Origin of the sequence: Niallia sp. RD1, from assembly GCF_024219955.1 — a bacterium.
Taxonomy (GTDB): domain Bacteria; phylum Bacillota; class Bacilli; order Bacillales; family Cytobacillaceae; genus Niallia; species Niallia alba.
This window is the reverse complement of the sequence record NZ_CP100420.1, coordinates 5,308,418-5,324,331: the sequence shown is the minus strand read 5'-3', so window position 1 is coordinate 5,324,331 and position 15,914 is coordinate 5,308,418. Positions and strand designations below refer to the sequence as shown.

Annotated in this window: 10 protein-coding genes and 1 other annotated feature; of the genes, 6 read left to right on the top strand and 4 right to left on the bottom strand. The window is 34.8% G+C overall.

Annotated elements, in window-relative coordinates:
• Positions 1-149: 149 nt before the first annotated feature.
• Positions 150-2,324 (bottom strand): cell division protein FtsA, encoded by a 2,175-nt coding sequence (gene pilM / locus NKG37_RS25640; protein ID WP_212119607.1) that lies wholly within the window; start codon positions 2,322-2,324, stop codon positions 150-152.
• Between the two features lie 249 nt (positions 2,325-2,573).
• Between pilM and NKG37_RS25635 the strand changes: the two genes are divergently transcribed.
• Complete coding sequence (locus NKG37_RS25635; RefSeq protein ID WP_254415568.1) at positions 2,574-3,650, top strand: bifunctional 3-deoxy-7-phosphoheptulonate synthase/chorismate mutase; 1,077 nt, start codon at positions 2,574-2,576, stop codon at positions 3,648-3,650.
• A 395-nt stretch (positions 3,651-4,045) separates the two neighbouring features.
• A complete protein-coding gene (gene ccpA / locus NKG37_RS25630; protein WP_016202824.1) occupies positions 4,046-5,044 on the top strand; it encodes a catabolite control protein A in 999 nt (332 codons plus the stop codon).
• A gap of 107 nt (positions 5,045-5,151) precedes the next feature.
• On the opposite strand, the gene NKG37_RS25625 is transcribed toward ccpA, so the two are convergent.
• A complete protein-coding gene (locus tag NKG37_RS25625) occupies positions 5,152-8,043 on the bottom strand; it encodes a transglycosylase domain-containing protein (protein ID WP_254415567.1) in 2,892 nt (963 codons plus the stop codon).
• A 147-nt stretch (positions 8,044-8,190) separates the two neighbouring features.
• Positions 8,191-8,416, top strand: a binding site (T-box leader).
• A gap of 87 nt (positions 8,417-8,503) precedes the next feature.
• Here NKG37_RS25625 and tyrS point away from each other — a divergent pair.
• From tyrS to NKG37_RS25610, 3 genes are all read left to right on the top strand, one after another.
• On the top strand, positions 8,504-9,760 hold the full coding sequence (tyrS, locus tag NKG37_RS25620; RefSeq protein ID WP_254415566.1) for a tyrosine--tRNA ligase: 1,257 nt from the start codon (positions 8,504-8,506) through the stop codon (positions 9,758-9,760).
• Between the two features lie 298 nt (positions 9,761-10,058).
• Positions 10,059-10,844 (top strand): hypothetical protein, encoded by a 786-nt coding sequence (locus NKG37_RS25615; protein ID WP_040343191.1) that lies wholly within the window; start codon positions 10,059-10,061, stop codon positions 10,842-10,844.
• Positions 10,845-11,180: 336 nt separating this feature from the next.
• Positions 11,181-11,681 (top strand): AAA family ATPase, encoded by a 501-nt coding sequence (locus tag NKG37_RS25610; protein ID WP_016202820.1) that lies wholly within the window; start codon positions 11,181-11,183, stop codon positions 11,679-11,681.
• A 210-nt stretch (positions 11,682-11,891) separates the two neighbouring features.
• Here NKG37_RS25610 and rpsD read toward each other — a convergent pair whose 3' ends face one another.
• Positions 11,892-12,494, bottom strand: a complete 603-nt coding sequence (gene rpsD / locus NKG37_RS25605) for a 30S ribosomal protein S4 (RefSeq protein ID WP_016202819.1) — start codon at positions 12,492-12,494, stop codon at positions 11,892-11,894.
• Positions 12,495-13,472: 978 nt separating this feature from the next.
• On the opposite strand from rpsD, the gene NKG37_RS25600 reads away from it, so the two are divergent.
• Positions 13,473-15,188 (top strand): sensor domain-containing diguanylate cyclase, encoded by a 1,716-nt coding sequence (locus NKG37_RS25600; RefSeq protein WP_254415565.1) that lies wholly within the window; start codon positions 13,473-13,475, stop codon positions 15,186-15,188.
• Positions 15,189-15,339: 151 nt separating this feature from the next.
• On the opposite strand, the gene NKG37_RS25595 is transcribed toward NKG37_RS25600, so the two are convergent.
• Positions 15,340-15,822: a GAF domain-containing protein gene (locus tag NKG37_RS25595; protein ID WP_016202817.1), complete on the bottom strand. Its 483-nt coding sequence runs from the start codon at positions 15,820-15,822 to the stop codon at positions 15,340-15,342.
• Positions 15,823-15,914 lie beyond the last annotated feature (92 nt).

Genomic DNA, 15,914 nt, shown 5'->3' with positions numbered 1-15,914 from the left:
CCCGCCGTCTAAATACTTTTTTTTCGCTTTCCATGGAGCGAGTGATGAGCCTTATGGCGTCTACGTGTATTCAGATTACTCCAAAACATTCCCTCTATACGGAAATTAACCATCTTTTAGATATAGCAGCTTTTATCAAACAGAGACACTTAGTTGCTTGTAGTTGGGCTTTCTGTTTTTGCAGGCCAAACAATCGATAGCCGATCGTCTTTTTTTATAGGCGTTAAAAAGGTTGCATTTTCCCCGTTTCGTAACAGTTGAAAAGACCCTGCGCCATTTTGAGGCATATGGATATTTACGAAAGCAAATAAATCTTGAAATAAAAAGCCCTCAAATGGTTTTTGCTCGATTCTAATGTCGTCACCGCTATATAGGAGATCATCCATTTGAAGAATTTGGCCTTTTCTTTGTATTTGTGCTAACTGTTTTGTCAGCGTTATTTTCTTATCATTAAAATATACAGGCAGTACTTGGTACATTAAAATTTGTTTTCTATCTGCCAATTCTTGAACAGTCGGCGTTTTTCTCTTTTCTAATAGAATAACATCATTATTTTCGAATAATTGATTTAAGCGACAAGAAAGACCATTTTTCATAATCTTTCCTGAGAAAGCAGGAAGGACTGTTTCTTTTCCATTAATTAAAATGTGAAAAGGTTTTAGTTCTTCGATCATATTCGTTAAATGGAGTGATTCTAATGCTTCTTGAATAGTAGCATCTGCTTGATACTCGATAACATCTTTGTCTTCTATCTGGTGTTCAGCAGAAACAGCTTTTCCATTGCAAAGAATTTTGGAATGAATGGTATAGTTTTTATTGTTTATTGTTATATTTTTGTCAGATTCTGTATCAAGTAAATCCTTTATTTGAACAATAGCTTGTTCTCCATCTTTTCCGCGATAAACCATTAAGGATTCCCCGTCTTCTACAGTATCTTCCAAGGAGCATGGCAATCCTTTTCTTAAAATGGTAGGGCCTTCTCCATGACTACCTGGAATCGTTATTTTTTGATTGTTTATGGATACAATCATTGCGTTGCCGGGTTTCCCGTATAATTGGTTCATCCGAATACCTGATGCTAAAATACAATCTCCGACGGTTAGTTTATTGACTTCAAACAATCTAACGGGTTGGTCATTTATATAAACTGTTTTGTATTGGACTGGCGATTTCTCAGCTGCAATAGCAATTCCAACTGGTGTTACTAGTTCAGGTCCTAAATGGAAGTCTTTTGCAAAGGTTAAGTTTGTGATAGCATCGATTCCTCTAATTGCAACACGATTAGAAGGCAGATTTAGCATCTCAGCAATCTTTTGTTGCAGTGCTGGAGTCTGGCTTCCACCACCAACGAGCATCACTGCTTTAGGTGATTTATGATTGTTTAATGAAAGAATTTCTCGACAGATAGTATCGGCTAATTTGTCTAAAGCTGGTTCAATTTCGTTTATCACATTTTCCTTATGTAATTCAGTTGTAAAACCAAGAATATCTGAAATTGTAATTTGATCACTTTGGGATAATTCTCTTTTAGCTTTTTCGGCCAATGGAAAGTCTAATAAATATGCGTCGCTGATTGCTTCCGTTATTTCATCCCCCGCGACAGGCACCATTCCGTAAGCAGTAACTGTTCCTGTGTCTGTGATTGCAATATCAGATGTTCCTGCTCCAATGTCTACTAAGGCTACATTTAAACGTCTCATAGAAGGGGGAATAAGGACATTAATGGCAGCGATAGGTTCTAACGTCAACGCTTGCATTTCTAAATTAGCTCGATGCAAGGCAGCGATAAGCGATTCTACAACCACTCTTGGTAAAAAGGTAGCAATAATTTCTACCTTTGCAAGGGATCCTTGTTGATCGATTAGACTTCCCATTTCTTGATCATCTAGAGAATAGTAAAGAACCGAATAGCCAACACAATAGTAAAATTGACTTTTGTCACGGTCATTTTTTTCTGCGACAGAGCTTTGTGCTTGCTGGACTGCGGTTAACTCCATATGTAATATATCTTCTTTTGTAATAAGCGGTTTTCTTTCGATGTTCATTTCAAAAGACGCTCGTTCTGTCTTTAATGCTCTTCCAGCAGCAGCTACACTTACTCTTTTTAAAGGTCCATGTTTTACTTCTAATTGTTCTCTAATTTCTTTAATAATCTTGGAAACAGCTAACACGTCATGAATCTGGCCATCTAACATGGCTCTTTCGGTATGTTCAATGGATAATAAATCGGAAACATGATAACTATCCTCTTTTTTTTCTAAGATAATTCCGACAACTGATCGAGTACCAATATCTAATGCAAAAAGTTTCTCATTACTTTGCACGGGAAAGCACCTTCTTTTTATTTAAAGATTGTTAATAGAATATAAGATAAATTTATAGGAAAAGATTTATTATTTGAAACAATTAAACGCTTTAACGCTTAAAAGCGTTTAATTGTTAAAGAAAAATAGTGACAATGCGATAAATATGATTTATAATTAATCCAATTAAGAGAAATGTAACATATTTTTGCATTTGTATAAATGAAATTATACAGTTTTATGCTTTTTAAATGAAGGGATGAGATGATTGTGAGCAATAAAGAATTAGAAGAATTGCGTAATCGAGTAGATGAGTTAAACTTAGAAATTTTAGAGAAAATTAATGAGAGGGCAAGTCTAGTCCAAAAAATTGGCCAGACAAAAGGAACCCACGGTGCACATCGATATGATCCTGTTCGTGAAAGAAAAATGCTTGATCATATTGTAAATAAAAATGATGGGCCATTTGATAATGCCACTATTTCTCATTTATTTAAGCAAATTTTCAAAATGGGTTTACAATTGCAACAAGAAGATGATAGCAAAGCTTTATTAGTATCTCGTAAGAAAAAGGCAGAGGACACTATTGTCGACGTAAAAGGAACAAAAATTGGTGATGGTACGCCTAAATTTGTGTTTGGTCCATGTTCAGTAGAATCCTATGAGCAAGTAGCACAAGTGGCTGCATCTGTTCAGGCTAAAGGGCTAAAGCTTCTGCGTGGAGGTGCGTTCAAACCGAGAACATCACCATATGATTTCCAAGGACTTGGTGTAGAAGGCTTGAAAATTTTAAAAAGAGTAGCGGATGAATATGATTTAGCTGTAATTAGTGAAATTGTTAGTACGGAACATATTGAAACAGCATTAGATTATATTGATGTAATCCAAATTGGTGCACGTAATATGCAAAACTTTGAATTATTAAAAGCTGCTGGTAGTGTAAAAAAACCGATTCTTTTAAAACGTGGATTAGCAGCAACGATTGAAGAATTTATAAATGCAGCAGAGTATATTATGTCACAAGGAAATGATCAAATTATCCTTTGTGAGCGTGGTATTCGTACGTATGAACGTGCTACAAGAAATACATTAGATATTTCAGCTGTTCCAATTTTAAAACAAGAAACACATCTTCCAGTTTTCGTGGATGTTACCCATTCAACAGGAAGAAAGGATCTATTATTACCTTGTGCGAAGGCAGCATTAGCTATTGGTGCAGATGGAGTAATGGCAGAGGTTCACCCTGATCCAGCAGTTGCATTATCTGATTCAGCACAACAAATGGATATTGAACAATTCGATGAATTTTACCGTGCAATACAATCTACACCATATATAAGAGCATAAAAGGATAGAAAATTTGTGAAAGTTAAATTGGCCCTGTATATGTTAGTTAAAATTGCTAACAAGTACAGGGTATTTTTTATTTTGAAAAAAACGTACTTAATTAATAGTTTCTAATATGTTAATATGATAAATTCATTTATATTTTTTTTTATTTTATGGTAAACTGTATGGAAGAATGCTTAAATAAAGGTGTTTTTAGCTGAAAACCGGAAAAATGTCGGTTTTTTTTGAAAAAAAATGAAAGCTTGTCATTGCAGGTTTTCCAGTGATATCGTATCATTAGTACATAATTAGACAAGATTAGCTAAAAAGAGAATCGTGGATGATTAGGAAATAGCTTCTTGCCATAAAATAATAGAAGAAATTAGTTCGACTAAAAGGAGTGCGAAATAACAATGAATATAACAATATACGACGTTGCAAGAGAAGCAAGTGTTTCCATGGCAACTGTTTCCCGTGTTGTTAATGGAAATCCAAATGTGAAACCAACAACAAGAAAAAAGGTATTAGAAGTAATTGATCGATTAGGTTATCGTCCTAATGCAGTAGCAAGAGGACTTGCAAGCAAAAAAACAACTACAGTTGGCGTAATTATTCCAGACATATCAAGCACCTTCTTTGCGGAATTAGCAAGAGGTATTGAAGATATTGCTACAATGTATAAATATAATATTATTCTAAGTAATTCGGATCAAAATAAAGATAAAGAGCTACACTTATTAAATACAATGCTAGGTAAACAAGTAGATGGTATTGTTTTTATGGGCGGTAATATAACAGAAGAACATGTTGCTGAGTTTGAAAAGTCACCAGTGCCGATTGTTCTTGCAGCTAGTATTGAAGAAAGTAAAAAGATTTCTTCGGTTAATATTGATTATGCGCAAGCCACATATGATGTAGTGACTAGTTTTGTTGAGAAGGGTCATAAGTCTATTGGAATCGTACTTGGATCATTGGAAGAACCAATCAATAAAAATGAGAAATTAGGCGGTTACAAGAAGGCTCTAGAAGTTGCTGGAATCGAATATAACGAGTCCTTAGTAGTAGAAGGTGATTATAGCTATGAATCTGGTATGGAATCCTTCGATAAGTTAATGGAAAGCGATAATAAACCAACGGCTATCTTTGTAGGGTCAGATGAAATGGCGCTAGGTGTCATTCATGGGGCAGAAGATAAAGGATATAAAGTACCGGAAGATTTCGAAATTGTTACCTCTGATAATACAAAATTAACGTTAATGGTTCGTCCGCAACTAACAACAGTTGTTCAGCCGTTATATGACATTGGTGCTGTAGCCATGAGATTACTCACTAAATATATGAATAAAGAAACGGTGGAAGATCATATTGTTACACTTCCACATCGAATTGAATCTCGTAATTCAACAAAATGAGTTTAAAAAAACAAAGCTGAATGCTTTGTTTTTTTTGAAGAACAATAAACTGGAAGCTAACTATAAAAACAAAAGGGAGAATCAATAGTAGACTCTCCCTTTCGCTTTTAAGTATTCTCTTTTTCATCAGCTTTTTCGGTTTGTTCTTTGTTGTCCTGCTGTTTATTTTCATTATTATTTGCTGGTTTATTAGCGTCTTTTTTTTCTGTGTTTTTATTCTCTGCCTTTTTACTCTCTTCGTTTTTATTTTTATCCTCTTTTTTTTCTTGCGTATTGCCTATGACAATCTCATTCGATGCCTTTGATTCTTTACCGGCAATATCAACCGCCTTAACGATATAGGTCCCTTTTCCAGCTTTAAAGCTCAACGCATTTTCTGCTTTTAAGCTTTTCACCTTTTTACCGTCTTTATATACACGATATCCAATAACATCTTTTTCACCATGCTTATTCCAGGTTATCGTATCACCTTTAAGGTTGATTTTTAGTGCGTTAGGTGCCTTTCCATTGTCTTCAATTTTATTATTAGGAATGATAAGATTCTTCAGCTTTTGGTTGTTTTCGCTAAGAATACTTGGATCACTGATACGAATACCAAAAAGTTTTTCGATGTAATCAGGATTTAGCATTAATCCTGATTCAGAAAACTCACTTGGGGTTGAATCTAATGCCATGTATTTCTTGTCGCCGATTTGAACATATTTACCTGCTACTAAGCTGTCATCTCTTTTCGATGGTGCCATACCAGATTTAAATAAATCGGTTGTGACCAGTCCAGCTTTTGAGCAGCCCTCAGAAGGTAATAGTCCAGAAATAGAACACACAGATTGTCTTACGATTCCACCAGGCATTTTAAAGCTTTCAGAAGGGTCTACAAGCTCAGGAGCAACGTCGTAAGCTGCGTTTAGTAAATCTGCCCACAAGTAGTTAGTTCGGTTACTATAAGAAGGCAGCGAACTAGTTTTTAAAGATTTTGGTGTATCATAGCCAGTCCAAACCCCAAATGTTACATTTGGATTTGTGGCAACTAACCAAGAATCTTTAAAATCTTGCGCTGTTCCTGTTTTACCTGCCCAATCAGATTTGAATTTTAGACGGCTATTTACGGCAGCAGCTGTTCCCCGATTCATGACATCTCTCATCATGTCTAATGTTAAGTAAGCTGTTTGTGGACTGAATACATCTACAGGCTTTACTTCATGTTGATAAATAACATTGCCGTTTTTATCTTCAATTTTCTCAATCATATAAGCGTCGATAAATTTTCCTTTATTAGCAAATGTAGAATAAGCATTGGTATTTTCTTCAACTGTCACCCCATCCTCAATTCCGCCAATAGCCGCTGATCTGTTTGAATAGTCAGCAGGAGTTAAGGAAGAAATACCCATTTTTTCTACGAATTTTATTGGGTTTTGTGGCAGGATATCAACATATGCTTTTACTGCTGGAACATTATATGATTGTTGTAATGCAAATCTTGCGGTTACTAAACCGTGAAATCTTGAATCATAGTTGTTTGGCCAAACATTCCCTGGAGCACTAGGGTTTAATCTTAAAGGTACATCTGGTAAAACACTCCCAGGTGATAGTGTTCCAAGCTCAATGGCTGGAGCATATACTAATAATGGTTTCATTGTTGAACCATTTGATCTTTCGCTCCTTGTAGCATGGTTTGTCGCTTCTCGATTATAATCGCGTCCTCCAACAAAGCTTATGATAGCTCCCGTTTTGTTTTCAATCATAATGGCTCCGGTTTCTACTGGTTCCATTATGGTCACTTTTTCTTTTGTTTCTGGATCAATAACTTGTTGTTCTTTATCTGGTCCAAAAAGGGAGTAATTTTTCACCGTTTTTTGTTGAATATCATAGATTTTCTTGTTGATTGTACTATGAATTTTATAGCCGTTTTGATGAATTTGACGGTCAGCAATTGTAGTGTATTGTTCTGCTAATATGTCATCTTCTTGTAAGTCTTCTTTTGTGTATCCATCTTCTTTTGCTAACAACTCAGCAATGATTTCGATACTTCTTTGTTGAATCTCAATTGTTACTGCTGGATAGTCCTCAATCGGGCTTTTTTGAGGGCCGATAAAATCTTTGGTTATATCATATGCCATTGCTGCATCATAATCTTTTTTAGAAATTTTCTCTTGATCATACATTCTGTTTAATACAGTTTTCATCCGGTTTAGACCAGGCTCTAAATTCTTTTTTAATTTCCCTTCTTGTGTAAAAGGAGTGTAACCAAATGGACTTTGTGGAAGGCCAGCAATAAATGCAGCCTGTGGCAAAGTTAAGTCCTTCGCATCAATCCCAAAAATACCGTTTGCTGCAGATTGTACACCAGCAATATTTCTTCCAGATGAATTTCTTCCAAAAGTGGATACGTTTAAGTAAGCTTCTAATATTTCATCCTTTTCAAAGAATTTCTCTAGCCTCAGTGCAAGCAGAATTTCCTTTGCTTTCCTCTCAAAGGAGACTTCGTTTGTTAAAATCTGATTCTTTATTAATTGCTGTGTTAAGGTACTTCCTCCTGATTGAGTAGAAGCATTGGTTACTTCTTGAAATAATGCGCGGAAGATGGATTTGGGCACTACTCCGTTATGAGTATAGAAATTCTCATCTTCGGTAGCAATCACAGCATCTTTTAAATAGCTTGAAACATCATTTATTTTAACTTCCTCTCTTTCAAGGTCAGTTGGTACTTTTCCTAAATAAACATTATTGGCAAAGTATAATTCTGATGTTTCTTCATAATTATAAATATCTTTTTGCATTGCTGCATAAGGACGGATTGGCTCATCCTTTACAAGTGAAGCAAAATATCCTGCACCAATTCCGAGTCCAAAAGCACCACCGATTGCAATGATAATGATAAAAACTAAAGCCACATTCCATGTTGCTTCATAGGTTATACGGGCACCTTTTAGTGTTCGTTTATTGGTGAAGAAGTTTTTAAAATGGCTTAAAGCATTTTTCCACTTCGGCCTTTCATTCATGGTATCATTCCCCCTAAAATCACATACATTATAGCATAAAGCGGAGTGAAATATAGGCAGAGTTCGATATTTTTCCTGTTTTTTCGAATATTTGTTTGACAATAACTGCATATTTATGATAAAAATAAGCTAACTATATATTGATTCGTTATTGCGTTGAAGGGAAGAAGTAGTTCTTTTATCACTATGAACAGAGAGCCATTGGTCGGTGGAAAATGGTATAAATAAAAGGATGAATTACCTCCTGGAGCTTTCACTGGGAAAGTTGTTTTAATTAGTAGCAGTGAACGGCATGAACCGTTATTCTAAATGAAGTGGAGAATATTATTTTCTCAAGTTTTGGGTGGTACCGCGCTAATTTGGCGTCCCTGCATTAAATGCAGGGATTTTTTTGCGTTTATTTTTAGGCAATAGCGAAAAATATGACAGGGACAATAATTCAATTAATGGAGGAATATAAATGAATTTACTAGAAGATCTGCAATGGAGAGGGATTATTTATCAACAGACAGATGAAGAAGGCCTAAAAGAACAATTAGCAAAAGGAATGACTAGTTTATACTGTGGAGTTGATCCGACTGCTGATAGTATGCATATTGGACATTTATTGCCTTTTCTAACGTTGAGACGTTTTCAAAATGCTGGACATCGTCCGATTGTCTTAGTTGGTGGAGCTACTGGTTTAATCGGAGATCCAAGTGGAAAAAGCGAAGAAAGAAAACTACAAACATTAGATATTATTGGTCATAATGTAAAATGCTTGCAAGCCCAATTAGAAAGAATCTTTGATTTTGATGGAACAAATGGTGCGGTTATGGTTAATAACTATGACTGGGCAGGAAAAATGGATATTGTTACATTCCTACGTGATTACGGAAAACATATTGGAGTTAACTACATGTTAGCAAAAGATACGATTGCTAATCGCCTAGAAACAGGAATTTCCTTTACTGAATTCACATATACGATTTTACAAGCGTTAGACTTTTTACATTTATATGAGCATAATGATTGTAAATTGCAAATTGGTGGTAGTGACCAATGGGGGAATATTACGACTGGACTTGAATTAATCAGAAAGAATATGCAAGAAGGAGCAAAGGCTTATGGATTAACAATTCCTCTTGTAACGAAAGCAGACGGTACGAAATTCGGTAAAACAGAAAGCGGAGCGGTTTGGTTAGATCCTGAAAAAACAACACCGTATGAGTTTTATCAATTTTGGATTAACACTGCAGATGCTGATGTGATTAAGTATTTAAAATTCTTTACTTTCCTTTCGAAAGAAGAAATTGAGGGATTAGAAAAATCTGTACAAGAAGAAGCACATTTACGCAATGCACAAAAAACGTTAGCAGAAGAAATGACAAAATTAATTCACGGGGAAGCTGCCCTTGAACAGGCACAAAAGATAACGGCAGCACTCTTTAGTGGAGATATTAAAAATTTAACTGCGGGAGAAATCAAACAAGGTTTTAAAGATGTGCCGACATATGAACATACAGAAGGGGAAGCTCTGCTTGTTGATTTACTTGTTGCAGCTGGCATTGTATCCTCTAAAAGACAAGCGCGTGAAGATATAACAAACGGCGCTGTCTACATCAATGGCGAACGTAAACAGGAATTAGATTATGTGCTTGCAGCAGAAGATCGTATCGAAGAACAATTTACGGTAATTAGACGTGGAAAGAAAAAATATTATTTAATAAAGTTTTAAGGGAAAACGCCCTGAAAGGATAACTTTTAGGGTGTGTTTTATTTAGCTAGTAAAGATAGTTTAATTTCCGTGGGAAAAAGCTTAAAGTTATTGATAATTGAAATAAGAAACTACCTCTGAAAACTCTTTTTTTTCGAATGGCAACATTTTGTTACAAAATATTGTCTAAAATGTGAAAAAGATATATTTTTTTCCAATTGTAATCTGTTTATCGGATAAAATGCTTTATACTTATATCCATAAACAATTAATTGGAGGAGGGGGAAGCGGGAAGATGTAGAATAGACTTACTTTTCCTGTGAAATCAATGAAATTAAACAGTGAAGTCTTAAATATACCGTCTCCTTTTTTAGAGTATATTGTGATGAGAATGTTTCTGATGAAGTATTTTGAAAAGGAACATTACTCTATCGCCTTTCAATATCCTTTAAGCCGTTTTGAAAGCAGTTATGTGATACCTGAATTTCAAATGCTTTTTGATAAAGTAAAATGGAAAAATAATGTTATTACTTTAATTAATTTACGCCAGAATATATATGAACAAATCTTAATGCAGGTAAATAAATGTGAAAATCAATCAGCTTATCTTACGATTATTAACTATTTAAATCAACAAATGAAAGTTGAGGATCGTATGGATTGCTTTCCAACAATCTTGACTGGTGATCTTGTTTCGCCTGAATGGAGTGTCGGGCAAAAAAAAGATGGAATAATAGAGTTATCCAAGAATCAAAAAGCATTTGGAGATAGAGTGGGTCTTTCTAGTGGAGAAACTAAGGTAAAAAACGAATTGGAATTACAAAAGATAATTTATCAGGTCGTTCATGAATACTGGCTTGTATATGAACAAAAACGGGAAAAAACGGTTATTCAAATAAGCCTACCAAATATTAAATATACTAGAGACATAGAGATGAAAATAAAAGATTTGTTCTTTCCATTCTTCCATCAAGTACAAGTAGCAACTTTTTTTTATGAAGAAGGCTTATATATAAATAACATTATTGTAAAAAAACCGAAAAAGAAAGAAAAGGCTAATTGGGGGGAGTTACTGTTTCCCTTGGGAGAAGAAAGCGACTTTTAGTTGAAAGAAGACATTAAATTCAAATAGCGGAATAATAAAAAAGCTCTGGTTCTTTGCGGAATCCAGGGCTTTTTGAAACCAAGGAATTGAGCGTTAATCCAAGAAGAATTAATGCTTTTTATTTAGGTTTCTTTTTGTAAATAAAGGGGCAGTCCAGATTGAACAAGAACAACAAGAAATGTTAAAATTTAAGCGATTGCAAACTTTTAAGGTCTATATGAAAAATGGTGAAAGTGAAGCCATCGTATTTTTTTGCATCAACGGTTATTACATTTCAAGGATAAACGCTGATAAGCATAGCTTACAATGCTTATCCACTGAATGGAGGGGATAGCCATGGGCATTAGAAATTATCTGATTGAAGGCGTTTCCTGCACGGGCAAAACATCGGTTTGTAATGAATTGCAGAGGCGCGGCTACCATGCCATTCATGGTGACCGTGAATTGGCTTATCAAGGTGATCCGGAAACTGGTACACCGACGGATAGTGGCACGCATGAGCACCACATTTGGCGTGTAGATAAAGTAAAAGCTTTGGTTGCCAACCAGGATGAGGAGGTAACATTTTTCTGCGGTGGTTCTAGGAACTTTCCGAAATTTATAAATCTATTTGATAGCGTCTTTGTCCTCGAGGTGAACCTTACCACATTGAACGAGCGGCTTGATGGGCGACCGGAAAATGAGTGGGGCGGAAAGAAATCAGAAAGGGAACGCATTGTGCGATTACACCAAACGAAAGAAGACATTCCGAAAAATGGAATTATAATCGATGCCACCGCACCGATCGAGCACGTCGTTGACGAGATTGTCCGTCATAGCGAAGAAAATAAACGCTAACGATAGTAATTTTAACTCTTGGAGCGGAAAGTAATATCTCTTATTCAAAAATTCTACTTGTATACACGCGCTGAAATCACAGCCCCAATTTCATTCATATTTAATATTTAATACGCCGGTCGGTTAGTGAATAAAAAGAAAAAAGCCTTGAAATCTTGATTTAACAAGGTTTCTAAGGCTTTTAACATTGTGCTTCGCAAAGCAAAGGTATTAACGAGAGTAGAACTCAACGATAAGAGCTTCGTTAATTTCAGCTGGTAATTCAGAACGTTCTGGTAAACGAGTGAATGTACCTTCTAATTTATCTGCATCGAAAGTTAAGAAATCAGGTACGAAGTTATTTACTTCTACTGCTTCTTTAACAACTTCAAGGTTGCGAGATTTTTCACGTAAAGTGATTGTTTGACCAGCCTTAACGCGGTATGATGGGATATCAACGCGTTTGCCATCAACTAAGATATGACCGTGGTTAACTAACTGACGTGCTTGACGACGAGTACGAGCTAAACCTAAACGGTAAACAACGTTATCTAGGCGAGTTTCTAATAAGATCATGAAGTTTTCACCATGCTTACCAGTCATTTTGCCTGCGATATCAAAAAGATTACGGAATTGACGTTCGTTCACACCGTACATGTGACGAAGTTTTTGTTTTTCTTGTAATTGTAATCCGTATTCTGATAATTTTTTACGTTGGTTTGGACCATGTTGTCCTGGAGCGTAAGGGCGTTTGTCTAACTCCTTACCTGTACCACTTAAAGAAATACCAAGACGACGAGAAAGTTTCCAGCTTGGACCTGTATAACGAGCCATAATTGACTCCTCCTTCATGTTTTTATTTGGTAAAATAAAAACAGATGTAACATGTCTTCTTGTTTATTTTGTCTTCATGTACCTTCGCCCTAGCAGCCAAGGGTTACACAATACACCATCAAATCATAGTTTGAGGAACAAAATAAGACAAAAAGTGTTTACATATGCTGCGCTATTTTACACAAAGAATATTATATGATTTTTATAGGTGGAAAGTCAAGTAGTATTTATTATTATTTCGAATGATAGAAATCGCAGTATTATTTTCTTTAGAAAAGCAGGGATTTTTAACAGAATACAAAAATAATTTTTATCTACCTATTTATTGCCAATATGATATAATTAGTATAATTTAACTATATTATTAGGTTGTAATTTCCAGAAATCGCTTAATCCTTTTACATTTTACATAGTATGTTTAAGTCTATTACATGGCAATATAAGAGCTATAAGAGTGGAATTCCTCCTGTTTGCATTGGTAAACAGATAAGTATTTAGAACTGTTTTTAAGGCTGGTAATTAGCATCATTAGTTTTATGTCCTCAAAGAAAAAATTTCCCGTTAATCTTATTATGTGGTTATTCCTTAAAGTCTGTTGTTTTTGGATGCTTAAAAGCAACATACTTTTGAGATTGGCAAAAAAGGTATTAAAATAACGAAACAATACGATAATAGTCAAATAAAATGATTCGTAACTGGATGGATATTAGATATTTCGATTTATTTTAATCTATTATAAATTCTTAGCGTATTAATATTTAGAAATATGATTTAATAAATCAAAGAATGAATAGTTAGGTGAATTAGGTGATAAATACATGGACTTCCTTGGCCACCAAAAAATATTAATATTAAAAAGTCGTTTTTTTGAATTATATGACACGAATTTGATAAATGAGAATTATGACATAATTATCCACGAAGCACTTAAAGCAATCCAAGAAGTATTTGACGCAGCTGAAGTTACGCTCTATACCAGTGAAGAATGGGATGTCAGTTGGACGATTGTATCATCCACCGAAAAAAAAAGATCGTATAGGGAAGACTATTAGCTTAATGGAAGATGTCTCATTGGCATGCGAACATAAATTCTGTCGGTCACCTATTAAGGATGATTCAGTACATGATTATATGATGTTAGCCCTAAAAGGAAAGGAAAAAGTTGACCATATTTTAGCGATTAAGATTCAGAAGAAATTATGGGACAATCCAATCGAAGAAAATTCTTTATTTGATGATGTAGGGAAAGAAGTCGGAATATTTTTTAGAAATATGCAAAAAATGGTGGACATTACGAAAGACAAAAAGAAATATAAGCAATTATTTAAAGTAACAGAAAAGTTTCATTCGTCCATGATGATGGAAGACGTGCTAAGAGAAGTTATTTTCACGTTAAAAGAAGTATATCCATCGTATCATTATTACTTGTTACTTTCACATGACAATAATAGTCCGATGGATTTACCAGTAAAAGACTTAGAATATGATAGTGAAAACATGGCTGCGATGGAAGCGTATGTTACGGCGAAATTACAATTTGAAAACTTAAAAGAAGACAAAAATTCGGTCATCTATGCACCTTTGAAAGGAAAACAAGGTGTATATGGTGTCTTGCAAATTATTGTCCCAGGTGTTATCTCGTTTCCAAAAAACGAAGTGGAATTTATTTCTCTATTGGCTAATACAGCAGGAGGGGCTTTGGAAAATGCTCAGTTGTATCAACAATCCAAAAAATTAGTTGCTGATTTACAATTAATTAATGAGGCGTCACACCAATTAAATTCCAATTTGCGTTTAAATGAAATGATGACCTATATTTGTGAAAGAATATCCGCCAGCTTTGATGCAAAAGAAGTGGGATTTATCCTATTTTCTCTTGAAAATAATTCCACAACAGTACTTCTAGGAAGTTCTTCTTTCTTCTTTGAGCATGAATCACGTCAATACATTGATTATTTCAAAGAGAAAATACAAATAGAGAAAGACTCCCTGTTTTTAGGAGATTTCAGTATGCAGCTAGAAGGTACACAGTATAAATCTATAATGGCTGTACCAATGATGCAAACAGGCATATTAAAAGGATTTGCTATCGTAATGCATCCAGATGCCTATCATTTTTCGTTTGATACATTTAAACTTTTACAATCATTGATTCATCATTCTACCCTTGCTTTAACCAATTCTTTATTACGAGAGGAATTGGAAAAAATGGTCGTTACAGATCACTTAACAAAGCTATATTCAAGAAGTTACTTGGATGAGAAAATTCAGCGATCTTTAATGGAAGATAAGGAAGGTACGTTTATTCTAATCGATATTGATGATTTTAAATTGATAAATGATACATATGGTCATCAAATTGGTGATGATATCATCATTCAAGTTGCAAATATTATTAAAGATAATATTCGTAGTTCAGATGTTGGTTCAAGATGGGGTGGAGAAGAGCTAGCAATTTACCTACCAAAAGTGCCTCTTTCTTTAGGTGTAACGATTGCTGAACGTTTAGTAAAAAAGGTAAGGGAAAATTCTAGACCATCTGTAACCATATCATGTGGAGTTTCTTATTGGAATAAGCTAAGTGAGGATACGTATAATACACTTTTTAAGCGTGCAGACAAAGCGCTATATATAGCGAAAGAAACAGGGAAAGACAAGGTTATTATTCAAAATACACTTCTTGTAAGTGAATAAAAAGGTGTTCTACTTCTCTTTTGGAGAAAGGTAGAACACCTTTTTTATCTCACTTTTAATGGGCAGTAAGACCTCAAATTAAGGGAAGTCTTGCGTATGATGACAAACCATTTTAACTGCAAGCATGCTAAGTGCAGTTCTTGCTAGCTTATTATAAAAATTTCATTAATGAACTTACAAATTGTTCTAAATAGGTTTGATCTAGTTCGTCAAATCGATTCTTTTCTGGAGAGTCGATATCAAGGACTCCCATTATAGTGCCGTCTTCTTTTAATAATGGGATAACGATTTCTGATTGAGAAGCTGCATCACAAGCAATATGGCCAGGGAATTGATGAACGTCCTCTACTCTTACCGTTTCTTTATTAAGGGCAGCTGTACCACAAACACCTTTCCCAAAAGGAATGCGGACACAAGCAGGTAATCCTTGGAATGGACCAAGAACAAGCTCGTTTTCCTCCACAAGATAAAAGCCCACCCAATTGATTTGGTTTAAAAATTGATTTAAGAGTGCAGACGCATTAGAAAGGTTTGCTATTGCATTAGTTTCTCCTTCTAATAAAGCATTTAATTGTTTTATCACTAATTGATATTGTTCCTCGCGGTTACCATTATATGTTTCGACGTTAAACATGTATATCACCATTCTTTCTCGTTTTTTATGTTGTTTTTTGACGATAAATACAGAAGAAGTTAGTACTTTGTCGGAAATCTTTTAGAGGATTC

What these genes read in the sequence shown, in the direction of transcription:
- ccpA (WP_016202824.1), top strand. Translation starts at nt 4,046, where the DNA reads ATGAATATAACAATATACGACGTTGCAAGAGAAGCAAGTGTTTCCATG.
- NKG37_RS25625 (WP_254415567.1), bottom strand. Translation starts at nt 8,043, where the DNA reads ATGAATGAAAGGCCGAAGTGGAAAAATGCTTTAAGCCATTTTAAAAAC.
- tyrS (WP_254415566.1), top strand. Translation starts at nt 8,504, where the DNA reads ATGAATTTACTAGAAGATCTGCAATGGAGAGGGATTATTTATCAACAG.
- NKG37_RS25610 (WP_016202820.1), top strand. Translation starts at nt 11,181, where the DNA reads ATGGGCATTAGAAATTATCTGATTGAAGGCGTTTCCTGCACGGGCAAA.
- rpsD (WP_016202819.1), bottom strand. Translation starts at nt 12,494, where the DNA reads ATGGCTCGTTATACAGGTCCAAGCTGGAAACTTTCTCGTCGTCTTGGT.
- NKG37_RS25595 (WP_016202817.1), bottom strand. Translation starts at nt 15,822, where the DNA reads ATGTTTAACGTCGAAACATATAATGGTAACCGCGAGGAACAATATCAA.